A 23919-nucleotide genomic window follows, 5' to 3' on the forward strand; every position below is an offset into this window, starting at 1 on the left:
TCTGGATCGGCAATGCAATCAGCAGTGGCTCCAATCCTAGGTCCCAGACAGCAAGCTCTCAAAAGGAATATGCAACCCATCGTGTAGCTTGCGCACCATCTGCAAACTCAAGCGGCGTTTGCGGTTGAGAATTTCAGAAACCCTGCCGCTAGAACCCAAAAAAGGCTCCAAATCTTTGGGCGTCAGGTTTTGCTGCTCCATCCTGAACTTGATAGCCTCTACCGGGTCTGCCGGGCCAATTGGAAAGTGCTTGCGCTCATAGGCCTCAATGAGCGTGACCCATATTTCCATTTCATCGGCTTGCTCCGAGCCCTCAGGGGCCTGAAACACCAGTTCCAGCTGCTTGAACGCAGCACGCAAGTCATCGTCGTTGCGAATCGGCTTTATAGTCATTGACGGTCTCCACGTTGATCTGGTCGTACTGGGCATGGGTTCCAACGAACTTCACCCACGCGATACCCGCCCGGTATTGCATTTCCACGACCAAGCGGTACTTGTTTCCTGCGATATTGAACACCACCCGGTTGTTGCCGCAGATGCTTGCACTGCTGTACTGGTCCTTAATGTCTTGCGGGGTCTGCCAATCCGCTTTCAGCGCTTCGTCATGCCAACTTTGCAATGCGCCTTTGGAATCAGCCCGCCCGGGTTGACTCCAAAAATTGACCAGCGTACTTTTCGCAATCACACGCATTAATTTTACTCCCAATCTGGGAGAAGTGAATCCAATTCCATCACTCCACCCGCGTAATCCGGTTCGGCTTGAAGCCCAAGTCCGCCGCCTTGCCCTTGCGGCCACGGGCTGCGCGGGCGTTGTTGAGGCTGCGGATTTCCAGGGTTTCATCACGCTCTTTGCCGCCGCGGCCTATGCCGTCGATGCGGATGCTGCGGGTGTAGGCGGCAGCGCCTGCCAGGGCGTCTTTATCTTCCAGGTCAATCAGCATCAGGCCACGGCCGCCGTTGGTCATGGTTTTGAGTTCAGTGATCTCAAAGGTCAGGATGCGGCCGCCGGTGGACGCGCAGGCCACGTGAGTCGCAGGGGCCACCACTGCGGCAGGCGTGCCCGCCACGGTGACCTTGCCTTGCGCGCCTGACACGACAGACGGCGCGCACAGGGTTTCGCCCTCGCCCACGCCCACAAAGGCCTTGCCGGCTTTCTGGCGCGAGGTCATGTTCTCGACGCTGGCTATAAAGCCGTAGCCGCCGCTGCCCGATAGCAGCAACTGCGCGCTGGCCGGGCCGGCGAAGTAATACAAGATTTGGGTGCCGCTCTCCAGCTCCAAGAGCGTGGTGACCGGTTGGCCGTCGCCCCGCCCTCCGGGCAGCGCGGACACCGGCACGGTGTAGATGCGCCCGTTGGAGCCGAACACCAGCAGCGTGTCCACCGTGCGGCACTCAAAGGTGCCGTACAGGCCGTCCCCCGCCTTGAAGGCAAAGGTAGACGCCTCGTGCCCATGGCCGGTGCGGGCTCGCACCCAGCCTTTTTCGGACACCACCACGGTCACCGGCTCGTCCACCACCTTCACCTCAGCAACCGCCTTTTTCTCTGCCTGGATCAGGGTGCGGCGCGCATCGGCAAACACTTTGGCGTCCGCCTCAATTTCTTTCACCATCAGACGGCGCAGCGCAGCGGGGCTGCCCAGAATTTCTTCCAGCTTGCCTTGCTCGGTGCGCAGCTCAGAGAGCTCTTGCTCGATCTTGATAGCCTCCAGCCGCGCCAGTTGGCGCAGGCGGATTTCCAAAATATCTTCAGCTTGACGGTCGCTGAGTTTGAAGCGTTCGATCAGCGCGGCCTTGGGCTCGTCGCTGTTGCGGATGATGGCAATCACCTCGTCAATGTTGAGCAACACCGTCTGGCGGCCTTCAAGAATATGGATGCGGTCCAGCACCTTGTTCAGGCGGTGGCGGCTGCGGCGCTCGATGGTGGTCTGGCGGAAGGCAATCCACTCAACAAACATCTGGCGCAGCGACTTTTGCACCGGCTTTCCGTCCAGCCCCACCATGGTGAGGTTGATGGGCGACGAGGTTTCCAGGCTGGTGTGGGCCAGGAGCGCGGTGATCAGCTCCTGCTGCTCCACGGTGCGGCTCTTGGGCTCGAACACCAGGCGCACCAGGGCGTCTTTGTTGGACTCATCGCGCACCACATCGAGCACGCTCAGGATGCTGGCCTTGAGTTGGGTCTGGTCTTGGCTCAAGGCTTTTTTGCCGGCCTTGACCTTGGGGTTGGTGAGTTCTTCAATTTCTTCCAGCACGCGCTGGCTGCTCACGCCGGGTGGCAGCTCGGTGACGACCAGCTGCCATTGGCCGCGAGCCAGGTCTTCAATCTTCCAGCGGGCGCGCACCTTGAGGCTGCCGCGGCCGCTGCGATAAGCGTCGGCAATATCGCTGGCGCTGCTGATGATCTGGCCGCCACCGGGGAAGTCGGGGCCGGGCACCAAGGCAAACAACTCGTCGTCGGAGAGCTTGTCGTTCTTGATGAGCGCCACGCAGGCATCGGCCACTTCGCGCAGGTTGTGGCTGGGAATCTCAGTGGCCAAACCCACGGCAATGCCGCTGGCGCCGTTGAGCAAACTGAACGGCAGGCGCGCGGGCAGCTGGCGGGGCTCTTCGGTGGAACCGTCGTAGTTGGGCTGAAAGTCCACGGTGCCCATGTCGATCTCATCGAGCAGCAGCGTGGTGATTTTGGCCAAGCGGGCTTCGGTGTAGCGCATGGCGGCGGCGCCGTCGCCGTCCCGGCTGCCGAAGTTGCCTTGGCCGTCGACCAGCGGGTAGCGCTGCGAAAAGTCTTGCGCCATGCGCACCAGCGCGTCGTAGGCCGACTGGTCGCCGTGCGGGTGAAAGCGGCCCAGCACATCGCCCACCACACGGGCGCTCTTGACCGGCTTGGCCCCGGCGTTGCCGTTGGCACCGCCAAAGCTCAGGCCCATGCGGCCCATGCTGTACAAAATGCGGCGCTGCACGGGCTTGAGGCCATCGCACACGTCGGGCAAAGCACGGCCTTTGACCACGCTCAGGGCGTACTCCAAGTAAGCGCGCTGGGCGTAGGTGGCGAGGTTGAGTTCGCTGTCGTCTCCGGGTGGGGTCGGGCCCACCGGGTCAACGGGTTCGGGGATCAGGTCGAGCGTGGTTTGGTCAGTCATGTTTCTTCAGTTCAGTCCACTGCAATCCGGGTTTCTTGGAGGGCCACCGGCAGGGCCGGGGTGATCATGTTGCCGCGGCCGAGCGCCCCGCCGGGCATGGCGCCAGGCGCCAGCACATAGGCCGTGCGGGCGCCGGACAGCACATAGCCATCGCCATAGGGCTTGAGCACCGGCTTGGGGCCCGCTGCTTGCGATGTGAACGGTTTGGCGGGCACCGGTGGTTTGAGCGCGGCGTAGAGCTCGGTAACGGTAGCCACGTAGTTCTGGGTTTCTTTGTAGTTGGGCACTTTGTTGCCCGCCTTTTGCACCGCACCCTCGCCTGCGTTGTAAGCCGCAAGTGCCAAATCGGTGCGGCCGGGGAACATGTCGAGCAACAAGCGCAGATAGCGCGCACCAATGCCGACGTTGATCTTGGGGTCCGCCAGCTTGGCTTCTACCGACATCCAGCGGTCGCTGTCCACACCGAAGCGGCGGGCCGTGTCGGGCATGACCTGCATGAGCCCGATAGCGCCTTTGGGCGACACTGCGGTAGGCTCAAAGCCGGACTCGGTGGTGACCAGCGCCTTGAGCAGCTCGTAGTCCAACCGGTATTTGCGCGCGGCCTCTTGCAGCAAGGGATGGGCTTTGCGGTAGCGCGACGAGTTGTCAAAAAAAGCTGCCAACTTGGGGGACAGCTCGGGCGACACCTCCGCTGCCTCGGGTGCCGCTGCTTGCGGGGCAGCGGCCTCGGCCCCTGACCTCAAGCCACGGATAGAGGCGCGAAAAAACAGGGTGTAGCGCTCGTCAGTTTGCTCGGCGGAAAAATGCGTCTGCCCCTGCGGGTCCACATACACCCAGACGTCTGCTTTTGCATCAAAAGCAGCAGTAGCCCCCGCCAATATTGCGCAAGCAGCTACTATTTTCATAGCAAAAGAAAACCGGGCGCGAGACGACATGGTTAAACGTCGATCTCCACCGAATCGCCATGCAGCTCCATCAGCTCGCGCCGGGACGCGGCCTCGCCCTTGCCCATGAGCTTGGTAATGAGCGCCTCGGTGGCACTAAAGTCCACCGCGCCCAGCTCCACCGGCAACAGGCGGCGGGTGTCGGGGTTGAGCGTGGTGTCCCACAGCTGCTCGGCGTTCATCTCGCCCAAGCCTTTGAAGCGGCTGATGGACCAAGCGCCTTCGCGCACACCCTCTTTGCGCAGCTTGTCCAGAATCGCGGTGAGCTCGCCTTCGTCCAGCGCGTAGGCCTTACTCGCCGGCTTTTTGCCACGGGCCGGCGCATCTACCCGGAACAGCGGTGGGCGCGCCACAAACACATGGCCGGTCTCAATGAGCTTGGGGAAATGGCGAAAGAAGAGCGTGAGCAGCAGCACTTGAATGTGCGAGCCGTCCACATCCGCATCACTCAAAATGCAGACCTTGCCGTAGCGCAGGCCACTCAAGTCGGGCGTGTCGTTGGGGCCATGCGGATCCACACCGATGGCGACTGAGATGTCGTGGATTTCGGTGTTGGCAAACAGGCGGTCGCGGTCCACCTCCCAGGTGTTGAGCACCTTGCCGCGCAGGGGCAGGATGGCCTGGTTTTCTTTGTCGCGGCCCATTTTGGCGCTGCCGCCTGCGGAATCGCCCTCAACCAGAAACACCTCGTTGTAGGCAATATCGCGGCTCTCGCAGTCGGTGAGCTTGCCGGGCAGCACGGCCACGCCGCTGCTCTTGCGCTTTTCAACCTTCTGGCCGGCCTTCTGGCGGGTTTGCGCAGCCTTGATGGCCAGCTCGGCCAGCTTTTTGCCATAGTCCACGTGCTGGTTCAGCCAAAGCTCCAGCGCGGGGCGCACAAAGCTGCTGACGAGGCGCACCGCGTCGCGCGAGTTCAGCCGCTCTTTGATTTGGCCTTGAAACTGCGGGTCCAGCACCTTGGCGCTCAGCACATAGCTGGCGCGGGCGAACACGTCTTCGGGCATGAGCTTCACGCCCTTGGGCAACAGGCTGTGAAACTCGATAAAGCTTTTGACCGCCTGAAACAAGCCATCGCGCAAGCCGCTTTCGTGGGTGCCGCCCGCGCTGGTGGGAATCAGGTTCACATAGCTCTCGCGCACCGGAGCGCCGTCTTCGGTAAACGCCACGCACCAGGTGGCTCCCTCGCCTTCGGCGAAGGTGTCGTTGTTGCCGTCGGCAAAACCTTCGCCATCAAACATGGGGATAACCGGGTCTGCATTGAGCGTTTGACCCAAGTAATCTTTTAGGCCGCCCTTGTAGAGCCAGTTCTGGCTTTCCCTGGTTTTTTCGTTCACCAGCGTCACGCTCACGCCGGGCATCAGCACCGCTTTGCTGCGCAGCAGGTGGGTCAGCTCGCCCATGGGCAGGACGGCGGATTCAAAATACTTGGCGTCCGGCCACACGCGCACGGTCGTGCCTTGCTTGCGGTCGCCCTCACCGGCCTTGCGCACTTGAAGGGCCTCGGTCACGTCGCCGCCTTCAAACACCAAGTGCGCCACGGAGCCTTCGCGGTAGCTGGTGGCTTCCAGGCGCTTGCCCAGGGCGTTGGTCACCGACACGCCTACGCCGTGCAGGCCGCCGGAGAAGCTGTAGGCGCCGCCCTTGCCCTTGTCGAACTTGCCACCCGCGTGCAAGCGGGTGAACACCAGCTCAATCACTGGGGCTTTTTCTTCCGGGTGCATGCCGAAGGGAATGCCGCGGCCGTCGTCCTCAATGCTCACCGAGCCGTCGGCGTGCAGGATGACCTTGATTTTTTTGCCATGACCGGCCAGCGCTTCGTCAGCGGCGTTGTCCAGCACTTCTTGAATGATGTGCAGCGGGTTGTCGGTGCGGGTGTACATGCCCGGGCGCTGTTTGACGGGCTCCAGGCCCTTGAGCACGCGGATCGATGATTCGGAATATTCGGGGGTGGGTTTGACAGCCATAGCGGCGGATTGTAGGGGAAACAGGGCAATCCACTGTATATGCATACATACAGGCTTAAGCCCCTTTGCCCCGGCAAGCTTGCCGCCGTGTCCCACCTGTGGCCGCGCCCCGCGCCGAATCGGGCTACAGTTGGTGGATGAGTTCTCAACACCGCCCTCTTTCCATGGCCCAGGTTTTGGTCTGTGGCGCCACCATCGTGACCTTGTCCATGGGCATTCGCCATGGCTTCGGACTGTGGCTTCAGCCTATTACCCAGGCCCAAGACTGGACCCGCGAGACTTTTGCGTTTGCCATTGCCATTCAAAACCTTGCCTGGGGTGTCAGCGGCATTTTTGCCGGCATGGCGGCGGACCGCTTTGGCGCCTTCCGGGTGATTTTGATCGGCGCGGTGCTGTATGCGCTGGGCCTGGCCGGCATGGCACTGGCGACCACGCCGCTGACCTTTACCCTCGCAACCGGCGCCTTGATCGGCATGGCCCAGGCGGGTACCACCTACGCTGTGATTTACGGCGTCATTGGCCGCAATGTGCCCGCTGAAAAGCGCTCATGGGCCATGGGCGTCGCGGCAGCGGCGGGTTCGTTCGGGCAGTTTTTGATGGTGCCCACCGAGGGCTTTTTAATCAGCCACTTCGGCTGGCAAGAGGCACTACTGATCCTAGCTGCAGCATCGCTGCTGATGATGCCGTTGGCTCGGGGCCTCAAAGAGCACTCCTTGGGCCACGCAGCCCCAGGCACCCACAAACAAAGCATTGGGCAGGCGCTGCGTGAGGCTTTTAAATACCCGAGCTTTCAGCTTCTGATGGCCGGCTACTTTGTATGCGGTTTTCAGGTTGTATTTATCGGCGTGCACATGCCCAGCTACCTGAAAGACAACGGGCTCTCCCCGCAAGTGGCGAGCTACGCCTTGGCCCTGATCGGGCTGTTCAATGTGTTCGGCACCTACGCGGCCGGAGCACTGGGGCAGAAGATGGCGAAGAAGCACATCCTCGCGTTCATTTACTTTGCCCGGGCGGTTGCCATCAGTGTTTTCTTGATCGTGCCTCTGTCGCCCGTCAGCGTGTATGTGTTTTCGTCGGTTATGGGGTTCTTGTGGCTCTCCACGGTGCCGCCGACCAATGCCACCATCGCGCAGATTTTTGGTGTGGCGCATTTATCCATGCTGGGAGGCTTTGTGTTTTTCAGCCACCAGATCGGCTCTTTCATGGGCGTTTGGCTGGGTGGCTACCTGTATGACAAGACGGGCAGCTACGACATGGTTTGGTACATCGCGATAGCGCTGGGGGTGTTTGCCGGCTTGGTAAATCTGCCGGTGCGCGAGGCACCTATTCACCGGGGCCAGCCCCTGCCCCAAGCGGCCTGACGCCTCAGCATGCTGCAAAAGACTCTGCTCACGGTTGCTGTCTGTCTGACGCTGGGCGGCGTGTTCGCGCTCTACGCCCAACCGGATTTCATGGTCCAGATGGCCAACCAGGTCTGGGCCTGCTTCTAAATATGAACTGACATGACTGAGACTACCTCTGTCACCATCATCACCGGCGCTTCAGAAGGCATTGGCGCCGAGTTGGCACGCCAACTGGCAGCGCGCTATGGCGCAGGCCTGCGCCTGGTGCTGGCAGCACGCAAACTCGACGCCCTGGAAGCCGTGGCCATTCAGTGCCGGGCACGCGGTGCGGAGGTGCTGGTCGTGGCGACCGATGTCTCTGACCCAGGCCAATGCCGCGCTTTGGTAGACACCACCATGGAGCATTTCGGCCGCATTGACACACTGGTGAATAACGCCGGCATTTCGGCCCAAGCGCTGCTGCAAGACGTAGAGGCCGCGGACCTTCATTGGTACGAAGACCTGATGCGTGTCAACCTGTGGGGCAGCGTGTGGTGCACCCACGCAGCACTGCCCCACCTCAAGGCGAGCAGGGGGCGAATTGTGGCGATCTCCTCGCTGGCGGGGCTGATTGGCGTGCCCGGACGCACTGCCTACAGCGCCTCCAAATTCGCCATGACGGGCTTCTTTGAGGCGCTCCGGGCAGAACTGAAACCCACGGGCGTGAGCGTGACCACGGCCTATCCAGGCGTGGTGTTGACGGACATCCGGGCACATGGTCTCAATGCGCAAGGGAAAGTCGCTGGTTCCAGCGGCCTCAAGGAGGACAAAGCCATGACCGTGGCGGAGTGTGCCTATCTCATCGCCACCGGAATGCAAAAGCGCCAGCGTGAAGTAGTGATGACAGCCCAAGGCAAGCTCGGCCGCTTTTTGAAGCTTGTGCTGCCCGGGCTCGTGGAGCGCATGGCCCTCGCTGCGCTCAAAGATGAAGTGAAACCCCGCTGATGCCGCCAACCCACGCAACCCTATCCGGCCCGTCGGGTTGGATCGCTCGCTGGTCTCACCTGATCGCCCCCGGTGCCACCGTGTTAGACGTGGCCTGCGGCAATGGGCGCCATTTGCACTGGTTTGCAGAGCGGGGCTGTGCGGTCACGGGGGTGGATATCGACACCCGCGCCGCAGCCCAGGCGGTGCCTACAGCCCACCTCGTGCAAGCTGATATTGAAAACGGGCCTTGGCCGCTGCGTCAGGCCAGTGGAGAACCAACGCAGTTTGATGTGGTGGTGGTCACCAACTATCTCTGGCGACCGCTGATGCCCACCCTGCTGGCGAGTCTGGCACCCGGCGGACTGCTCTTGTATGAAACTTTTGCCGCAGGCAACGAAACCGTAGGCCGGCCAGCCCGGCCCGATTTTTTGTTGCAAGCGCACGAATTGCTGCATATGTGCAGTGGTTTACACACCGTAGCCTATGAAAACGGCTTTCTGGACGCACCCGCCCGGTTTGTGCAGCGGATTGCCGCGGTGAATTTCTTTACCCCCGGTGCACACAATGGCGCTCCGACGCGCTATGCACTCTAGTTAAAATGTTCGTTTACAGATTCAACACTCGACATGAACGCTTCTAAAGGTCCAATCCGGGGCAGCATCGTAGCCCTTATCACTCCGATGCTTGACGATGGTTCCGTGGACTACCCGGCGCTGCGAAAACTTATCGATTGGCATATTGCCGAAGGTACTGATTGCATTGGCGTCGTAGGCACCACTGGCGAGTCCCCCACGGTGAGCGTGGAAGAGCATTGCGAGATCATCCGCGTGTCCGTCGAGCAAGCCGCTGGGCGGGTGCCGATCATGGCCGGCTGCGGTGGCAACTCCACCCGTGAAGCCATTGCGTTGGCCAAGTTCGCCAAAAACGTGGGCGCAGACTGCCAACTGCAAGTGGTGCCTTACTACAACAAGCCGACCCAAGAAGGCCAGTTCCAACACTTCAAGGCAATTGCGGAAGCCGTGGATCTGCCCGTTATTTTGTACAACGTGCCCGGACGCTCGGTGGCTGATATGGCCCACGACACCGTGTTGCGCTTGACACAAGTTCCCGGCATTGTCGGCATCAAGGAAGCCACCGGAAACATCGAGCGGGCCCAGTGGCTCATCAAAGATGCCCCCAAAGAGTTCTCGATCTACAGTGGAGATGACCCGACCGCAGTCGCACTCATGCTGTGCGGTGGTCATGGCAATGTGAGTGTGACAGCCAACGTGGCACCACGCCTCATGCATGAACTCTGCCAAGCAGCCATTGCCGGCGATGTCGCACGGGCCATGGAAATTCAGTTGAAACTTTTGCCGGTGCACAAGGCTCTATTCATCGAGTCGAATCCGATTCCGGTGAAGTGGGCAGTTTCCCGCATGGGACTGAGCAAACCCGCATTGCGATTGCCCCTGACACCGTTGACAGAAGCAAGTCAACCCGCCCTTGAAAAGGCCATGCAGACCGTCGGCCTGATTTAAGCGCGTTGCTATTTTTGAGGATTTTCGTGAATTCCATTTCTAAAGTTATTCTGCTGAGTGCAACCCTGGGTTTGGGTGCTTGCTCATCGCTTGAAACCGACAAAGTGGACTACCGCTCTGCCGCCAAGGCCCCCAAGCTCGACGTTCCGCCGGACTTGACCCAGCTGAGCAAAGACACGCCTTACACCGTGGTGGGCGGCGCAGTTTCTGCGAACGCTTCAAAGGTCGTCCCGACTGAGACGTCAAAAACTGCCATTGCTGCGACTGCGGTGGGTGATGTGCGCATTGAGCGCTCAGGAAATCAGCGTTGGCTGGTCGTCAACCGGCCTGCCGAGAAGTTGTGGGAGCCGGTAAAAGATTTCTGGCAGGACAACGGTTTTTTGCTGGCGATGGACCAGGACAAGCTGGGCATCATGGAAACGGATTGGGCTGAAAATCGCGCCAAGATCCCACAAGACATCATCCGTGCTTCATTGGGCAAACTGCTGGACTCCTTCTACTCCACCCCGGAGCGGGACAAATTCCGTACACGCCTGGAGCGCGATGCCAACGGCAACACAGAAATTTTCATCAGCCACCGCGGCATGGTGGAGGTCTACACCACAGACCGCACCAGTGAAACGGTCTGGCAACCTCGCGCTGCGGACCCCGAACTGGAAGCGGAGTTCTTGCGCCGCCTGATGGTAAAGCTGGGTGTTTCGCAAGAGCAATCCAAGGCTTTGGTGGCTAACAGCGCGCCCAAACAAATTGCGACGGTGAGCAACCTGAACGGTCAAGCCGTGGTCCAACTGGACGAGGGTTTTGACCGCGCATGGCGCCGTACCGGCTTGGCATTGGACCGTACCGGATTCACGGTAGAGGACCGTGACCGCAAGCAAGGCATTTACTTTGTCCGCTACCAAGAGCTGACTTCCGACAAGGCAGAACCTGGCTTTTTTGCAAAAATGTTCAGCGGCTCCAAGAAGGCCATTGACGCCGTGAAGTATCAAATTGCAGTACGTAGCACCGGCGAAAAGTCGACCGTCAGTGTGCTGGATGCCAGTGGTAACCCGGAAACTTCGGGTGTGGCGCAGAAGATTGTGAAAGTCATTGCTGACGACATCAAGTAATAGTCAAGTACATCGTCGCGAGGCGATGTACAGACGAAAAAAAACCACCGGAAGGTGGTTTTTTTTCGTCTGCAAGCAGATTACTGCTTAGCTGGCTCGGAAGCAGCGGCTGCAGGAGCAGCAGCAGGAGCTTCGGCAGCTGGAGCGGATGCAGCAGCAGCAGGAGCTTCAACAGCAGCAGGAGCGGCGGCAGGAGCAGCAGCAGGAGCTTCTTCTTTCTTACCGCAAGCAGCCAGGGCAGCAGCAGCGATCAGAGCTGCCAAAACGAGAGACTTGTTCATTTTTAAAGACTTCAGTGAGTTAACGAAACAATTTCCGGAAATTGTCTGAGTGGCAAGCCACCCAGCCCTGACGTAAAGCATTCGGTCTCTTTCCATCAGAGCTTGAAATTATACAAGACCCAAAACAGTGCACTCGGGTAAACCCTCTTTGAACTCAAAGCCCTAAAGTGCTTGCAGGAAACCCCGGCGAACTTTGGCGAAAGCACTCGTCTAACGTTTCTTTCAATTCGACCCGGCTGCGGGGCTCCTGCCCCCAAACCCCTACTGATCGGACAGGGTCTCTCCGGTGCAAATACCACTGCGGGCCCAAGAAAGCGCTGGGGAGTTCCGCATCATCAAGATGCTTGACCACCCGCGCGTCCACCAAATGACTCCAGGTGACCCGCCACTGCACAAAACGCGGGTGAAGCAGTGTGACCTGCTGGTAGCGCTTGGCCAAAAGTGTCAGGGTACGCCCCGCGCCCGCCCATTCGTGCAGCGCTTCCACCACGGCCTTTTCGCGCAGTGGCCAATTCACAAAATCCACATCGCACCAGACCATGTGCTTCCATTGCTGGGCCCGGGCAAGCTGGATGCCGCCGCGCAAGGCTTGCGCAAACTCCGAGGGACCTTCAAAGCGCCCCTCCAGAGGGAATGCGCCTTCATGACTCAACATGCAGCCAACCCGCATCGCACCACTCTTGCACGAGGTCGCGCGCGCCTTCGCTCAAGCGCTGTACATCCTTCCAGTCAAGCAGTCGTGTATCGGCCAGCCGCTTCATGAGCTGGGCATCACGCCCTGCTGCATTGAAGCTCTCGCCGTTGATAAAGACGTGGTGTTCGTCGTAGAGCATGCGTGTACGCCGGTCTAGGCGCACTGCAGCTTCGACCTCCTGGCCTTCGCCATCGAACCACACGTTGGACTTGGGCTCACTGAGGTATTCCCCTAAGGCCCTGGAGATGGCTTTCGGGTCTTTTAGCGCAGACTGCACAGCGGCTTGGGCAAAGTCGAGCATGGCCGGTGGCAGCTCACCATGAGCCTCAACCGCGGCCTGCTTCGGGTCGGCGTAGAGGCTGGCCGGAAGGTCATCCATGGCCTGCTCTGCAATACGCTGCAAAACCTCTTGAGCTAACTCAGCCTGAGATGGTGAGCGAAAACCGATGGAATACGTCATGCACTCCACTTCGGCTATGCCATCGTGGGCGTATTTTGGCGGCAGGTACAACATGTCCCCAGGCTCCAGCACGAACTCCTCCTCAGGTTCAAAGTTAGCAAGAATTTTGAGTGGCATATCCGGCACCAGGGACAGGTCTTTTTGTCGACCGATCCTCCACCGGCGACGACCCTGAGCCTGCAACAGAAACACGTCGTAGCTATCGAAATGGGGCCCGACGCCGCCTTGGTCGGTGGCGTAACTGATCATCAGGTCGTCCAGGCGGGCATCCGGCACGAAACGGAATTGGTTGATCAAGGCATGCACCCGCTCGTCATGGGCATCGACACCCTGAACCAGCAGGGTCCAGCCGGCTTGTTTGAGAGGAGGGAGGGACTTGCGGGCAAAGGGACCATGCTTGAATTTCCAGGCGTCACTTTTCCCCGGGGCACCCTGAACGACCAGACGCGACTCCACTTCTTCCTGGGCGGCGAGTTCCAGTAACTCAATACGTTCGAGCAATGGCTCAAAACCGGGTATTGCCTGACGGATCACCAGCGGCTTTTTGTGCCAGTAGCGCTGCATAAAGGTTTCCGGGCTGATGCCGCCTAGCAGCTGGAGAGGGGTTTGGATGTTCATGGGACAATTCTCGCCTATGGAAATCACCACACAATGCGTCGTTGCCCTGACATGGACGCTGAAAGACACTTTGGGCGAAGAGCTGGACGTTTTGGACGAGCCGGTTGAGTTTTTGTTGGGCGGAAACGATTTGCTGCCTCCGATCGAAGAGGCGCTCCAAGGCCATGTTGCCGGGGACAAGCTGCAATTGCAAATTGAGCCTGAACAAGCGTTTGGCGACTTCAATGACCAACTGATTTTTCTGGAGCCAAGGACACTCTTCCCGGCCGACTTGCAGGAGGGCCTGACATTGGAGGGCTATGCCTTGCCTGAGGGCTGCAACCCTGATGCCCCCAAAGATGCGCTCTATACCATCACCGACATTTACCCTGAGCACGTGGTACTGGACGGCAATCACCCGCTGGCAGGCATCGCCATCCGCATCCAGATGAAGGTGGAGTCAGTGCGCGAAGCCACTGAGGAAGAAATCGGTTCCGGAACGCTGGGTACCGGCTTTTTCCGCATTCAGCCCCTGCACGAGCAAGGGCCCGGGAGCGGACACCTGCACTGAGTCGATCAAGCTTTTCCGGTAGAACCGTAGCCGCCCTCCCCGCGCTGTGACGCGGGGAATTCGGTCACCACATTGAATTGGGCCTGCACTACCGGGACGATCATGAGCTGGGCGATGCGCTCCATCGGCTCGATCGTAAATGGCACTTCGCTGCGATTCCAGGCACTCACCATGAGCTGCCCTTGGTAATCGCTATCGATCAAACCCACCAGATTGCCCAGCACGATACCGTGCTTATGCCCCAAGCCGGAGCGAGGCAAGATTAAAGCGGCATAGGCCGGATCTTCAAGATAAATAGCCATGCCGGTCGGCACGAGTTGCCAAGCGTTAGGCGCAAGCGTCAGAGGCGCATCCAGGCAGGCTCGCAAATCAAGGCCGGCGCTGCCGGGTGTCGCGTAAGTAGGCAGGTTGTCCTGCAAGCGGGAGTCAATGATCTTGACGTCGATTTTCATGAAAGTCTTTCAATGGGAATGAAGGCGCTTGGCAATTTCTGCCACCAACTGGCGCGCCAGCTGAAGTTTGTTATTTCGCGGTAGTTCGGTAGCGCCTTCGGCATCTACCAGCAGCAGCGCATTGTCGTCCTGGCCGAAGGTTGCGGGGCCGATGTTGCCCACCAGCAGAGGCACTTTTTTACGCAGGCGCTTCGCGCTTGCATGGGCCAACAGGTCGTGACTCTCAGCAGCAAACCCCACGCAAAACAAAGCCCCATCCACCGCGCGCGCGCTGGAGGCCACCTCTGCCAAGATGTCCGGGTTCTCGACAAACTCCAACTGCGGGGTAGTCCCCGAGCCGTCTTTCTTGAGTTTCTGATCAGCGGCTGTCGCAGGCCGCCAGTCCGCAACGGCAGCGGTTGCTATAAAAATAGTAGCATCATTCGCAATTTCCATAAGGGCTGAACGCATATTTAATGCAGATCTCACATCGACACGCGCAACACCGCGCGGTGTTGCCTGAGCAACCGGTCCCGCTACAAGTGTTACCTCCGCACCGGCTTCCTGTGCTGCACGGGCAATCGCGAACCCCATTTTTCCACTCGATAGATTGGTGATGCCCCGCACCGGATCGATAGCCTCAAACGTAGGACCCGCAGTCACTACGACCTTGTGCCCTGCCAGGAGTTTGGGTTGGAAAAATGCAATCACATCTTGCAGCAATTCTTCCGGCTCCAGCATCCGACCATCGCCCGTCTCTCCGCAGGCTTGGTCTCCATTGCCGACCCCGAGAACATGGGTTCCATCTTCGCGAAGCTGCTTTAAGTTGCGTTGTGTGGCCGGGTGGCTCCACATCTCCCGGTTCATGGCGGGAGCGACGATGAGTGGGACAATGTCTATGGGTCTGGCTAGGCACATCAAGCTTAGCAAATCGTCGGCACGCCCATGCAAGAGTTTGGCCATAAAGTCGGCACTGCAAGGGGCTATCAGAATCGCATCCGCCTCGCGGCTTAAATTGATGTGCGGCATGTTGTTGCGTTCGCGGGCATCCCACTGCGAATCAAACACCGGGCGGTTGCTCAGCGCCTGCATGGTCACCGGCGTGATGAATTGCGCCGCAGCCTCGGTCATTACGACCTGCACCGTCGCGCCTTGCTTAATCAGCGCACGGCAAAGTTCAGCCGCCTTGTAGCAGGCGATTCCGCCGGTCAAACCCAGAACAATATGCTTACCGGTAAGGTCCATGTCGTACTCATTTCTTGATGGCGCACAGCACAACGGCACTGTCGCAGACCGCCGCAATGTAGCAGACGCCTATAATCTCGCTTTACCACCTCATCGAACCCTCGAGTTCGCCCCTGACATGACCAAATTTGTCTTCGTCACCGGCGGTGTGGTGTCTTCCCTTGGAAAGGGAATCGCCTCAGCCTCCCTTGCTGCGATCTTGGAATCGCGGGGCCTGACAGTCACCCTCATCAAGCTGGACCCCTACCTCAACGTTGACCCCGGGACCATGTCTCCCCTGCAACACGGCGAGGTGTTCGTCACCGACGACGGCGCGGAAACGGACTTGGATCTCGGCCACTATGAGCGTTTCATTGAAACGCGCATGCGCAAGACCAACAACTTCACCACCGGTCAGATTTACAAGAGCGTGCTCGACAAAGAGCGGCGCGGCGACTACCTCGGCAAAACAGTGCAGGTCATTCCGCACGTCACCAACGAGATCCAAGAGTTCGTCAAACGTGGCGCGCGCTTCGGAGAACCCGACGCGGTGGATGTAGCCATTGTCGAAATCGGCGGCACCGTCGGCGACATTGAATCCCTGCCGTTCTTGGAAGCCGTTCGCCAAATGAGTTTGAAACTCGGCCCGAACAACAGCGCCTTTGTGCACCTGAGCTACTTGCCTTGGATTGCGGCAGCTGGCGAGCTGAAAACCAAACCTACCCAGCACACTGCCAAGCAATTGCGTGAAATCGGCATCCAGGCAGATGCCTTGCTGTGCCGTGCTGACCGGCCCATTCCCGACGAAGAACGCGCCAAAATCTCCCTGTTCTCCAACGTACCAGAGTGGGGCGTGATCTCCATGTGGGACGTAGACACCATCTACAAAGTCCCCCGCATGCTGCACGAACAAGGCTTGGATGGCCTCATTTGTGACAAGCTGCGCCTGAACACCCCACCGGCCAACCTCAAGCGCTGGGACGACCTTGTCCACGAAACTGCGAATCCACAAGGCGAAGTCACCATTGCCATGGTGGGTAAGTACGTGGACCTCACGGACAGCTACAAGTCTGTCAACGAAGCCTTGCGCCACGCGGGCATGAAGAACCACGTGCGAGTCAAGATCGAGCACGTGGACTCAGAAACCATCGAGTCCAGCACTGCCAACCAACTAGCCAAGTACGACGCGATTCTGGTCCCCGGAGGCTTCGGTAAGCGCGGTATTGAAGGCAAGATCAGCACCGCACGCTTTGCCCGCGAAAACAAAGTGCCCTACCTCGGCATTTGCTTGGGAATGCAGGTCGCTACGATTGAATTTGCCCGTCATGTCGCTGGCTTGAAAGAAGCCAACAGCACCGAGTTTGAGCCCGACTGCCCCTATCCAGTGATCGCCCTGATTACCGAGTGGAAAGACGCCGACGGCACCATCAAAACTAGGGATGCCAACTCAGACCTCGGCGGAACCATGCGTTTGGGAGCTCAAAGCTCCGACGTGGCGCAAAACACGCTGGCACACAAGATCTACGGAGACGTGGTGACCGAGCGCCATCGCCACCGTTATGAAGCCAACGTGAACTACCTCGACGCATTGCGGGCCTCCGGACTCGTGATCTCCGCGCTGACCCAGCGTGAGCAGTTGACCGAAATTGTGGAGTTGCCGCAAAACGTTCACCCTTGGTACGTGGGCGTTCAGTTCCACCCCGAGTTCAAGTCCACACCGTGGGACGGTCATCCTTTGTTCAATGCATTTATCAAAGCAGCGGTGGAGCATCAGAACGGCGGTAAGAATTTGAAAGCGGTTGCTTAATGAAACTCTGCGGCTTTGAAATCGGTCTAGACCGGCCATTCTTTTTGATTGCGGGCACTTGCTCGATTGAAGGGCTGGAAATGTCCATCGAGGTGGCAGGCAAGCTCAAGGAAGCGTGCTCCGGCCTCGGCATTCCCTTGATCTACAAGGGCTCGTTCGACAAGGCCAATCGCTCCTCCGGCACCAGTAAACGCGGTGTCGGAATCGACGCAGGTTTGAAGATTCTGGATGAGGTCCGCAAGCAACTCCAGTTGCCCATTTTGACCGATGTCCACGATGAATCCCACATTGCAGAAGTCGCTAGCGTGGTAGACGTGTTGCAAACGCCGGCATTTCTGTGCCGCCAGACGGATTTCATTCGGGCTGTGGCCCAGTCCGGCAAGCCCGTCAATATCAAGAAGGGCCAGTTCTTGGCCCCTTGGGACATGAAGAACGTGATCGACAAAGCCCGCGCTGCCGCAGAAGAAGCCGGATTGTCGCCCGACAGCTTTCTGGCCTGTGAACGGGGCGTGAGCTTCGGATACAACAATCTGGTAGCAGATATGACCAGCCTGGCCGAGATGCGCAAGTCCGGCGCCCCCGTGGTTTTCGACGTTACGCATTCGGTCCAAAAACCGGGCGGTCTCGGTGGCAGCAGTGGTGGTGCGCGCGACATGGTGCCGGTGCTGGCGCGTGCCGGTGTTGCAGCCGGTGTTGCCGGTCTGTTTATGGAAACCCATCCGCGCCCGGCCGAAGCATGGTCCGATGGCCCCAATGCAGTGCCCTTGCGGCACATGAAAGCGTTGCTGGAAACCTTGGTGGCGTTGGATTCCGTAACCAAAAAAACCCCATTACTCGAAGCCAATTTTGAGTAATTGGCGGCAAGATGGGATTTGACGTTTTTTGTTTGTGTGTTTTTGAACTGGAAAGAAACTAATGAGCGCAATTGTTGACATCGTCGGCCGGGAAATTCTGGACTCCCGCGGCAACCCCACCGTTGAGTGCGACGTTCTGCTGGAATCCGGCACCATGGGCCGCGCGGCCGTGCCATCCGGCGCTTCCACCGGATCCCGCGAAGCGATTGAGCTGCGTGATGGCGACAAAAAGCGCTATCTCGGCAAGGGCGTGCTCAAGGCTGTTGAACACATCAATACCGAAATCTCTGAGGCCGTTTTGGGCCTGGATGCTTCTGAACAAGCCTTCCTCGACAAAACATTGATTGACTTGGACGGTACTGAAAACAAGTCCCGCCTCGGCGCGAACGCGATGCTGGCAGTCTCCATGGCGGTTGCCCGCGCAGCCGCGGAAGAAGCCGGCCTGCCTTTGTACCGCTATTTCGGCGGCATGGGCAGCGTTCAGATGCCCGTTCCGATGATGAACGTCATGAACGGCGGCGAACACGCTAACAACAACTTGGACTTGCAAGAGTTGATGATCATCCCCGTAGGCGCGCCCAGCTTCCGCGAAGCCCTGCGCTGGGGTGCCGAAGTGTTCCACGCGCTGAAGAAAATTCTGCACGACCAGGGCATCAGCACTGCGGTGGGCGACGAAGGCGGCTTTGCTCCCAACGTAGCCAACCACGAAGCAGCCATCCAGATGATCCTGCAAGCGATCGACAAAGCCGGCTATGTCGCAGGTGAACAAATCGCTCTGGGTCTGGACTGCGCAGCTTCCGAGTTCTACAAAGACGGCAAGTACGAGCTGGAAGGCGAAGGCCTGAGCCTGACCGCCCAGGAATGGACCGACATGCTGGCTACCTGGGTCGACAAGTACCCCATCATCAGCATAGAAGACGGCATGGCCGAAGGCGACTGGGATGGCTGGAAAGTTCTGACCGACCGCTTGGGCGCCAAGGTTCAGATCGTGGGTGACGACTTGTTCGTGACCAACACCAAGATTTTGAAAGAAGGCATCGACAAAGGCATTGCCAACTCGATCCTGATCAAGATCAACCAGATCGGCACTTTGTCTGAAACCTTTGCGGCCATCGAAATGGCAAAGCGCGCCGGTTACACCGCCGTCATCAGCCACCGCTCCGGTGAGACAGAAGACTCCACCATCTCTGACATCGCTGTGGGCACCAATGCGGGTCAAATCAAGACCGGCTCCCTGAGCCGTTCCGACCGCATGGCCAAGTACAACCAATTGCTTCGGATCGAAGAAGACTTGGGTGATGTTGCCGTGTACCCCGGCCGCGCTGCGTTCTATAACCTGCGCTAAGCAGCTCTCTGCGACCGAACCACCGCCATGGGAAACCGCTGGGTCCCTGTCATGTTGATTTCACTTCTGCTGATCCTGCATGGACAGCTGTGGTTCGGTCGTGGAAGCATTCCGGACGTAGCCCGTCTATCCAAGCAACTTGAAGAGCAAAAGCAGCTCAATGCCCAGGCCTCGCAAGCCAATGAGCGGCTGGAAGCTGAAATCCACGACCTGAAAGAGGGTCTGGAAATCGTGGAAGAAAAAGCCCGGTCTGAATTGGGCATGGTCAAAACGAACGAAATCTACGTTCAAATCGCCCGATGAACCGGAAGGTCATGGGTATGAAGATAGCGGTTCTCGGCGCAGAATCCACCGGCAAGAGCACCCTCGTGCAAAGCCTGACCCAGGCACTACAAGCAGCCGGGACACCTTGCATTGCCATCTCTGAATTTTTACGGGAATGGTGCGATCTGCACCAAAGGACGCCGCGGCCAGATGAGCAAGCCCGAATTGCCCATGAGCAAACTCGGCGCATTGGCGCGGCCAGCGGCCCAGTGGTCGTGACAGACACCACCGCGCTGATAACCGCCATCTACAGCGACCTGCTGTTCCAAGACACCAGCTTGTATCCGGATGCACTGGATGACCTCCGCACTTTCACCCATGTGCTCGTCACGGGCTTGGACTTGCCATGGGTTGCCGATGGCCACCAACGTGATAGCCCCGAAGGTCAACAAGCGTTTCATCAGCGGCTGCAATCCGTGCTTCAGGAGCACAACATCCGATACTCCATGGTGTGGGGCACCGGACCCTTGCGCTTAGAGGCAGCCTTGCGGATCGTGCACCCCGACCACAAGGCAGACGATGGGCAAGCCGCAGAGCAATACGCCCGCTGGCTGGGGCGCTGCGAAAAATGCTCTGACGCGACCTGCGAGCACCAACTCTTCAGGTCGCTGCTGGCCGGCTAGTGCGACCCGGCGGGGCCGTGCTGCAGATGCACGGCCTCTGTGAACAATTGCGCAGCGTCCACAGGGTCAAACCGGTACTGCACGCCACAAAACTCACAAGCGACCTCAATATCGCTGCGTTCCGCGAGAATGCTCTCGGCCTCTTCACGTCCGAGCCCGACAATCATTTTGCCGACACGCTCGCGGCTGCAGTTGCAGCTGAAGCGTGGGGCAGTCTCACCACTCAGTGGCTCAAATCGGACTATGGTTTCTTCCCAGAAAAGGCGGCGCAAAATGGTGTCGACATCCAGCTCCAGCAGCTCTTCGGTCTTCAAGCTCTTGGCCAGAATAGCGATGCGGTTGTAGTGCTCGTTGAGCCCGATTTCATCTTCATTTTCTCTGGACACCATGCTTCCGGAAAGATTGCCCTCGCCTTGCATCGGCAGGCGCTGAATCAATAAACCCGCCGCCAACTTGTCATTGGCAGCCAGCACCAGCGTGGTGTCTAGCTGTTCACTTTGCAGCATGTAGTGCTCCAGCACTTCGCTGATGTGTTCAAGCGGTTTGCCGGTATCGTCAAACAGGGGAACTACACCCTGGTAGGGCTGCTGACCGGGGAACTTGGTCGTAGGGTCCAAGGTAATTGCGCAACGCCCCTCGTTGTGGGCGTTCACCATCTGGCTCAATGGCAAGCCGGGGGCAATCTCCCCCGCGACGGTGGCGGTCGAGCGGATTTTGAAATCAGGCTGGATTTCTGTGACAGCCAGCTTCACCGGGCCATCGCCAAAAATCTGCAAAATCAAGGCACCATCGAATTTGATGTTGGATTGCATCAGTGTCGCTGCAGCGGTGATCTCGCCTAACAAGCGCTGCACCGGCTCTGGATAAGCCCCGTGCTCGGTGCTTGAGGCGCGACGACGCAATATCTCCTGCCAGGTATCTGTCAGACGCACAATGGCTCCGCGCACCGGCAAACCATCAAATAAAAACTTGTGCAGTTCAGACATGCACCTTCTCCAAAAAAATAAGCCCCTTGCGGGGCAGGTCACTAGGCGATTTTCTTCAGGCTGTTCCTGAAACGTCGCGCATTTTCGACGTAGTGTTTGGCGCTGGCCACCAGCCCTTGCTGCTGTTCTTGCGTCAACTCCCGCACCGCTTTGGCCGGGCTACCAATAATCATGCTGCCGTCAGGAAATTCCTTGCCTTCCGTGACGAGCGCGCCAGCCCCCACCAGGCAACCTTTGCCGATACGGGCTCCATTCAGCACGACTGCACCGATTCCGATGAGGGATCCATCGCCGATAGTGCAACCATGCAACATCACCTGATGTCCTACGGTGACGTTGTCACCGATCTTGAGCGGCTTGCCCACGTCGGCATGCAATACGCTGGCATCCTGGATGTTGGTGCCAGCGCCGATACGGATAGTTTCCGTGTCGCCCCGCACCACCGCACCAAACCATATATTGGCATCTTCGCCAATTTCAACTGCGCCGATCACTTCGGCACTGTCGGCGATCCAGACACCCGTGGAAAGCGCAGGCGATTTGCCTTCGAGCTCATAGACCGCCATCCGGAACCTCACTCTGCAAAAAACTAGAATTGTAAGTATGGAACTCAGAGAACGCGCCCTCAAGGCCTTTCAGGCGGACTTGCCGAAGCAAAAAGCGCAACTTGCATTAGCGCTGCAGTCATCGCAAACCGCCATGCAGGTGGATCCGGAACGGCAATTCGTCGCGCCCGATCAGCCGGGCCGACCGGAGCGACCGGACCTGGTGGACCCCAAAGAAGTTCCGCGACGTTCGCCATTCACGCCCTTGGGGCATGCGGCCCTGATGCACTCGATTGCGCACATTGAGTTCAACGCCATCAACCTCGCATTGGACTGCATATGGCGCTACCCCCGGATGCCGGAACAGTTTTACCTGGACTGGGCTAAGGTCGCCGCAGAAGAGGCCCGACACTTCACGCTGCTTTCCGGGCACTTGGAAGGCCTCGGCCACCGTTATGGAGATTTTCCGGCCCATACAGGCCTGTGGACCGTCTGTCGCAACACGGCGGAAGACATCGTGGCCCGCATGGCACTGGTGCCCCGCACCATGGAAGCCCGTGGCCTGGATGCCACTCCATTGGTGCAAGCCAAACTCAAAAAAGTAGGTACAACCGCGGCCTTAGAGGCGTACGCCATTCTCGACATCATCCTGAGCGAAGAAGTCGGCCATGTGGCCATTGGCAACCATTGGTACCGCTGGCTGTGCACCCGTGATCAGCTCGATGCAGACGCCTTCTACGCACAGGCAGCGTTGCAATATGCCGCACCGCGCCCCAAGCCCCCCTTCAACTATGTAGCGCGCAAAGCCGCCGGCTTTACCGCCGCAGAGCTCCAGAAGCTGGACCATGATGCGGGCCTCAATTTCCCTCCAGCCCACCGCCTGCAGCCCACCTAGAATGGACTTTTCTGCCTATACGACTGCCAAGAGACTCACCCATGCATTCCACTGATCAAACTCTCGTTTCTGCCGGAACTGCAACGATTTCGCTAGCCCGACAGGCCATCGTCGACATCAGCCGATCCATCGCAGGGTATGAGCTCTTTGATCGCAGCGTGCACAACAGGGAACACACCGCTTCGTCAGATGCCCAGATGTTGTTCAATCTGTTGTCTCTCGCAGAAGGCGAAACATGGGTTGGAAAAACTCTGCTCTTCATCAATTGCACCCACGATAGTCTGGCCGGCGGCCATTTAGATCTCGTGGCGCCGGAGCACTGTGTCCTGGAGATTCCTTCTATTCCAGCATCGCAGTTGAACCAGATATCGCTTCGATTACCCACCTTACAAAGCCTGCACGCGCGGGGCTTCAAACTCGCTTTTGACTACTCGGTACTGACCCACTCCTATCAAGAATGGCTACCGCTTGCCACGTATATCAAATTCGACCTGAGCACTCTGAAGCCTTCCTCCATTCAATCTTTTGTGCGTCTGGCGCAAGCCAAGAACCCGAAGGTGAAACTAATTGCAGAAAAAGTGGAGACAGAGTCACAGTACTTACAACTCAAAGAAATGGGCGTCGGCCTCTTTCAAGGCTACTGGTTCGCAAGGCCCACTCTCATCGAAGGGCAGAGCATGCGGCCGGGTCAGGCGGCCATCCTTCAATTGATCAATCTGGTGCGCAAGCAAGCCAGCACCGCCGAGATTGAAGACGTTTTGAAGCGGGATCCATCCCTCTCGTTCAATCTATTGCGTTTTATCAACTCCGCAGGTTTTGGACTGCGCACCGAGGTCACCTCGTTCAAGCACGCGGTGATGTTGCTGGGCCTCAATCGGCTTTTCAAATGGGCCGCCCTGCTGATGACGACCTCCACAGGCAATGGACAGGCTCCTGCTATCGGCACCACGGCAGTCATTCGCGGTCGGCTCATGGAATTGCTGGCGGCAGAAACCCTACCGCCGGAGGACTGCGACAACGCCTTCGTGATTGGGATTTTTTCCCTGCTGGACAGCTTGCTGGGAATGCCTATGCACTCAGCGCTGGCCAACCTGTCTTTACCCGAATCCGTGACCGATGCGCTGCTCAAGCAATCGGGCCCCATGGCGGATTACCTGCAGCTTGTGCTGGCTTGCGAGACCGGAGACGACGCCACTTTTGCGCGTTGTGCGCAAACACTGCAACTCACGGAGAAACAAATCAATTGGGCCCACCTGCAAGCTATGGCGTGGGCAGACACCTTGGGCAGCGTCTAGCCCG

General features: G+C 58.7%; 25 protein-coding genes. 13 read left to right on the forward strand and 12 right to left on the reverse strand.

The window, feature by feature from the left end; all coding sequences use genetic code 11:
• Positions 1-36: 36 nt before the first annotated feature.
• The 5 genes from QZW03_RS02240 to QZW03_RS02260 are packed head-to-tail and all read right to left on the reverse strand — an operon-like array spanning position 37 to position 6045.
• Positions 37-393 (reverse strand): transcriptional regulator, encoded by a 357-nt coding sequence (locus tag QZW03_RS02240; RefSeq protein WP_296507922.1) that lies wholly within the window; start codon positions 391-393, stop codon positions 37-39.
• Positions 362-691, reverse strand: a complete 330-nt coding sequence (locus tag QZW03_RS02245; protein ID WP_296507924.1) for a type II toxin-antitoxin system HigB family toxin — start codon at positions 689-691, stop codon at positions 362-364. The genes QZW03_RS02240 and QZW03_RS02245 overlap by 32 nt, the downstream gene beginning before the upstream one ends.
• A gap of 40 nt (positions 692-731) precedes the next feature.
• The gene (parC, locus tag QZW03_RS02250; RefSeq protein ID WP_296507926.1) at positions 732-3137 is read right to left on the reverse strand and encodes a DNA topoisomerase IV subunit A; all 2406 of its coding nucleotides are present in this window, start codon (positions 3135-3137) and stop codon (positions 732-734) included.
• Between the two features lie 11 nt (positions 3138-3148).
• Positions 3149-4042: a lytic transglycosylase domain-containing protein gene (locus QZW03_RS02255; RefSeq protein ID WP_296507929.1), complete on the reverse strand. Its 894-nt coding sequence runs from the start codon at positions 4040-4042 to the stop codon at positions 3149-3151.
• Positions 4043-4074: 32 nt separating this feature from the next.
• Positions 4075-6045 (reverse strand): DNA topoisomerase IV subunit B, encoded by a 1971-nt coding sequence (locus tag QZW03_RS02260; RefSeq protein ID WP_296507931.1) that lies wholly within the window; start codon positions 6043-6045, stop codon positions 4075-4077.
• A 137-nt stretch (positions 6046-6182) separates the two neighbouring features.
• On the opposite strand from QZW03_RS02260, the gene QZW03_RS02265 reads away from it, so the two are divergent.
• The 5 genes from QZW03_RS02265 (at position 6183) to bamC (ending at position 10983) form a co-directional block, all read left to right on the forward strand.
• A complete protein-coding gene (locus tag QZW03_RS02265) occupies positions 6183-7406 on the forward strand; it encodes an MFS transporter (RefSeq protein ID WP_296507933.1) in 1224 nt (407 codons plus the stop codon).
• 141 nt (positions 7407-7547) lie between these two features.
• Positions 7548-8372 (forward strand): SDR family oxidoreductase, encoded by an 825-nt coding sequence (locus QZW03_RS02270; protein WP_296507935.1) that lies wholly within the window; start codon positions 7548-7550, stop codon positions 8370-8372.
• Positions 8372-8947 (forward strand): class I SAM-dependent methyltransferase, encoded by a 576-nt coding sequence (locus QZW03_RS02275; protein ID WP_296507937.1) that lies wholly within the window; start codon positions 8372-8374, stop codon positions 8945-8947. Before QZW03_RS02270 ends, QZW03_RS02275 begins: the two co-directional genes overlap by 1 nt.
• Before the next feature lie 33 nt (positions 8948-8980).
• Positions 8981-9874, forward strand: a complete 894-nt coding sequence (dapA, locus tag QZW03_RS02280; RefSeq protein WP_296507939.1) for a 4-hydroxy-tetrahydrodipicolinate synthase — start codon at positions 8981-8983, stop codon at positions 9872-9874.
• Between the two features lie 26 nt (positions 9875-9900).
• On the forward strand, positions 9901-10983 hold the full coding sequence (bamC, locus tag QZW03_RS02285) for an outer membrane protein assembly factor BamC (protein WP_296507941.1): 1083 nt from the start codon (positions 9901-9903) through the stop codon (positions 10981-10983).
• A gap of 80 nt (positions 10984-11063) precedes the next feature.
• Here the strand turns inward: bamC and QZW03_RS02290 are convergent, their stop codons facing one another.
• The 3 genes from QZW03_RS02290 to QZW03_RS02300 form a co-directional block, all read right to left on the reverse strand.
• On the reverse strand, positions 11064-11264 hold the full coding sequence (locus QZW03_RS02290) for a hypothetical protein (RefSeq protein ID WP_296507942.1): 201 nt from the start codon (positions 11262-11264) through the stop codon (positions 11064-11066).
• A 154-nt stretch (positions 11265-11418) separates the two neighbouring features.
• Positions 11419-11919 carry a hypothetical protein gene (locus tag QZW03_RS02295; protein WP_296507943.1) on the reverse strand — a complete coding sequence of 167 codons (501 nt, stop codon included), beginning with the start codon at positions 11917-11919 and terminating at the stop codon, positions 11419-11421.
• Positions 11906-13036 (reverse strand): cupin domain-containing protein, encoded by a 1131-nt coding sequence (locus QZW03_RS02300; RefSeq protein WP_296507946.1) that lies wholly within the window; start codon positions 13034-13036, stop codon positions 11906-11908. Before QZW03_RS02300 ends, QZW03_RS02295 begins: the two co-directional genes overlap by 14 nt.
• 16 nt (positions 13037-13052) lie before the next feature.
• On the opposite strand from QZW03_RS02300, the gene QZW03_RS02305 reads away from it, so the two are divergent.
• Complete coding sequence (locus tag QZW03_RS02305; RefSeq protein WP_296507948.1) at positions 13053-13586, forward strand: FKBP-type peptidyl-prolyl cis-trans isomerase; 534 nt, start codon at positions 13053-13055, stop codon at positions 13584-13586.
• A gap of 5 nt (positions 13587-13591) precedes the next feature.
• On the opposite strand, the gene dut is transcribed toward QZW03_RS02305, so the two are convergent.
• Together dut and coaBC are read right to left on the reverse strand one after the other, a co-directional pair.
• On the reverse strand, positions 13592-14038 hold the full coding sequence (gene dut / locus QZW03_RS02310; protein ID WP_296507951.1) for a dUTP diphosphatase: 447 nt from the start codon (positions 14036-14038) through the stop codon (positions 13592-13594).
• 9 nt (positions 14039-14047) lie between these two features.
• On the reverse strand, positions 14048-15262 hold the full coding sequence (coaBC, locus tag QZW03_RS02315) for a bifunctional phosphopantothenoylcysteine decarboxylase/phosphopantothenate--cysteine ligase CoaBC (protein WP_296507953.1): 1215 nt from the start codon (positions 15260-15262) through the stop codon (positions 14048-14050).
• A 118-nt stretch (positions 15263-15380) separates the two neighbouring features.
• Here coaBC and QZW03_RS02320 point away from each other — a divergent pair, with 118 nt between their 5' ends.
• The 5 genes from QZW03_RS02320 (at position 15381) to QZW03_RS02340 (ending at position 20194) form a co-directional block, all read left to right on the forward strand.
• Positions 15381-17048: a CTP synthase gene (locus QZW03_RS02320; protein WP_296507954.1), complete on the forward strand. Its 1668-nt coding sequence runs from the start codon at positions 15381-15383 to the stop codon at positions 17046-17048.
• A complete protein-coding gene (kdsA, locus tag QZW03_RS02325; RefSeq protein ID WP_296507955.1) occupies positions 17048-17902 on the forward strand; it encodes a 3-deoxy-8-phosphooctulonate synthase in 855 nt (284 codons plus the stop codon). Before QZW03_RS02320 ends, kdsA begins: the two co-directional genes overlap by 1 nt.
• 61 nt (positions 17903-17963) lie before the next feature.
• The gene (gene eno / locus QZW03_RS02330; protein ID WP_296507956.1) at positions 17964-19247 is read left to right on the forward strand and encodes a phosphopyruvate hydratase; all 1284 of its coding nucleotides are present in this window, start codon (positions 17964-17966) and stop codon (positions 19245-19247) included.
• Positions 19248-19274: 27 nt separating this feature from the next.
• Positions 19275-19550, forward strand: coding sequence for a septum formation initiator family protein (locus QZW03_RS02335; RefSeq protein WP_296507957.1), 276 nt, complete (start codon positions 19275-19277; stop codon positions 19548-19550).
• Entirely contained in the window at positions 19547-20194 is a 648-nt protein-coding gene (locus QZW03_RS02340) for an ATP-binding protein (RefSeq protein ID WP_296507958.1), read from the forward strand. Before QZW03_RS02335 ends, QZW03_RS02340 begins: the two co-directional genes overlap by 4 nt.
• Here the strand turns inward: QZW03_RS02340 and QZW03_RS02345 are convergent.
• Both QZW03_RS02345 and QZW03_RS02350 read right to left on the reverse strand, forming a co-directional pair.
• Positions 20191-21180, reverse strand: a complete 990-nt coding sequence (locus QZW03_RS02345; protein WP_296507959.1) for an Hsp33 family molecular chaperone HslO — start codon at positions 21178-21180, stop codon at positions 20191-20193. The genes QZW03_RS02340 and QZW03_RS02345 overlap by 4 nt on opposite strands.
• 41 nt (positions 21181-21221) lie before the next feature.
• Positions 21222-21746, reverse strand: a complete 525-nt coding sequence (locus QZW03_RS02350; protein ID WP_296507960.1) for a gamma carbonic anhydrase family protein — start codon at positions 21744-21746, stop codon at positions 21222-21224.
• A 37-nt stretch (positions 21747-21783) separates the two neighbouring features.
• Between QZW03_RS02350 and QZW03_RS02355 the strand changes: the two genes are divergently transcribed.
• Together QZW03_RS02355 and QZW03_RS02360 are read left to right on the forward strand one after the other, a co-directional pair.
• A complete protein-coding gene (locus tag QZW03_RS02355) occupies positions 21784-22620 on the forward strand; it encodes a ferritin-like domain-containing protein (protein ID WP_296507961.1) in 837 nt (278 codons plus the stop codon).
• A gap of 41 nt (positions 22621-22661) precedes the next feature.
• A complete protein-coding gene (locus QZW03_RS02360) occupies positions 22662-23915 on the forward strand; it encodes an HDOD domain-containing protein (RefSeq protein ID WP_296507962.1) in 1254 nt (417 codons plus the stop codon).
• The last annotated feature ends 4 nt before the right edge of the window (positions 23916-23919 follow it).

This window comes from Rhodoferax sp., from assembly GCF_013297935.1.
Taxonomy (GTDB): domain Bacteria; phylum Pseudomonadota; class Gammaproteobacteria; order Burkholderiales; family Burkholderiaceae_C; genus Allorhodoferax.

Bases quoted from the DNA above. Each gene is read 5' to 3' on its own strand.
- parC (WP_296507926.1), bottom strand. From the start codon at position 3,137: ATGACTGACCAAACCACGCTCGACCTGATCCCCGAACCCGTTGACCCG.
- QZW03_RS02340 (WP_296507958.1), top strand. From the start codon at position 19,547: ATGAACCGGAAGGTCATGGGTATGAAGATAGCGGTTCTCGGCGCAGAA.
- dut (WP_296507951.1), bottom strand. From the start codon at position 14,038: ATGAAAATCGACGTCAAGATCATTGACTCCCGCTTGCAGGACAACCTG.
- QZW03_RS02295 (WP_296507943.1), bottom strand. From the start codon at position 11,919: ATGTTGAGTCATGAAGGCGCATTCCCTCTGGAGGGGCGCTTTGAAGGT.
- coaBC (WP_296507953.1), bottom strand. From the start codon at position 15,262: ATGGACCTTACCGGTAAGCATATTGTTCTGGGTTTGACCGGCGGAATC.
- QZW03_RS02305 (WP_296507948.1), top strand. From the start codon at position 13,053: ATGGAAATCACCACACAATGCGTCGTTGCCCTGACATGGACGCTGAAA.
- kdsA (WP_296507955.1), top strand. From the start codon at position 17,048: ATGAAACTCTGCGGCTTTGAAATCGGTCTAGACCGGCCATTCTTTTTG.
- QZW03_RS02270 (WP_296507935.1), top strand. From the start codon at position 7,548: ATGACTGAGACTACCTCTGTCACCATCATCACCGGCGCTTCAGAAGGC.
- QZW03_RS02360 (WP_296507962.1), top strand. From the start codon at position 22,662: ATGCATTCCACTGATCAAACTCTCGTTTCTGCCGGAACTGCAACGATT.
- QZW03_RS02245 (WP_296507924.1), bottom strand. From the start codon at position 691: ATGCGTGTGATTGCGAAAAGTACGCTGGTCAATTTTTGGAGTCAACCC.
- QZW03_RS02265 (WP_296507933.1), top strand. From the start codon at position 6,183: ATGAGTTCTCAACACCGCCCTCTTTCCATGGCCCAGGTTTTGGTCTGT.
- QZW03_RS02275 (WP_296507937.1), top strand. From the start codon at position 8,372: ATGCCGCCAACCCACGCAACCCTATCCGGCCCGTCGGGTTGGATCGCT.
- QZW03_RS02290 (WP_296507942.1), bottom strand. From the start codon at position 11,264: ATGAACAAGTCTCTCGTTTTGGCAGCTCTGATCGCTGCTGCTGCCCTG.
- QZW03_RS02300 (WP_296507946.1), bottom strand. From the start codon at position 13,036: ATGAACATCCAAACCCCTCTCCAGCTGCTAGGCGGCATCAGCCCGGAA.
- QZW03_RS02240 (WP_296507922.1), bottom strand. From the start codon at position 393: ATGACTATAAAGCCGATTCGCAACGACGATGACTTGCGTGCTGCGTTC.
- QZW03_RS02345 (WP_296507959.1), bottom strand. From the start codon at position 21,180: ATGTCTGAACTGCACAAGTTTTTATTTGATGGTTTGCCGGTGCGCGGA.
- dapA (WP_296507939.1), top strand. From the start codon at position 8,981: ATGAACGCTTCTAAAGGTCCAATCCGGGGCAGCATCGTAGCCCTTATC.
- QZW03_RS02335 (WP_296507957.1), top strand. From the start codon at position 19,275: ATGGGAAACCGCTGGGTCCCTGTCATGTTGATTTCACTTCTGCTGATC.
- QZW03_RS02320 (WP_296507954.1), top strand. From the start codon at position 15,381: ATGACCAAATTTGTCTTCGTCACCGGCGGTGTGGTGTCTTCCCTTGGA.
- QZW03_RS02260 (WP_296507931.1), bottom strand. From the start codon at position 6,045: ATGGCTGTCAAACCCACCCCCGAATATTCCGAATCATCGATCCGCGTG.
- QZW03_RS02355 (WP_296507961.1), top strand. From the start codon at position 21,784: ATGGAACTCAGAGAACGCGCCCTCAAGGCCTTTCAGGCGGACTTGCCG.
- QZW03_RS02255 (WP_296507929.1), bottom strand. From the start codon at position 4,042: ATGAAAATAGTAGCTGCTTGCGCAATATTGGCGGGGGCTACTGCTGCT.
- eno (WP_296507956.1), top strand. From the start codon at position 17,964: ATGAGCGCAATTGTTGACATCGTCGGCCGGGAAATTCTGGACTCCCGC.
- QZW03_RS02350 (WP_296507960.1), bottom strand. From the start codon at position 21,746: ATGGCGGTCTATGAGCTCGAAGGCAAATCGCCTGCGCTTTCCACGGGT.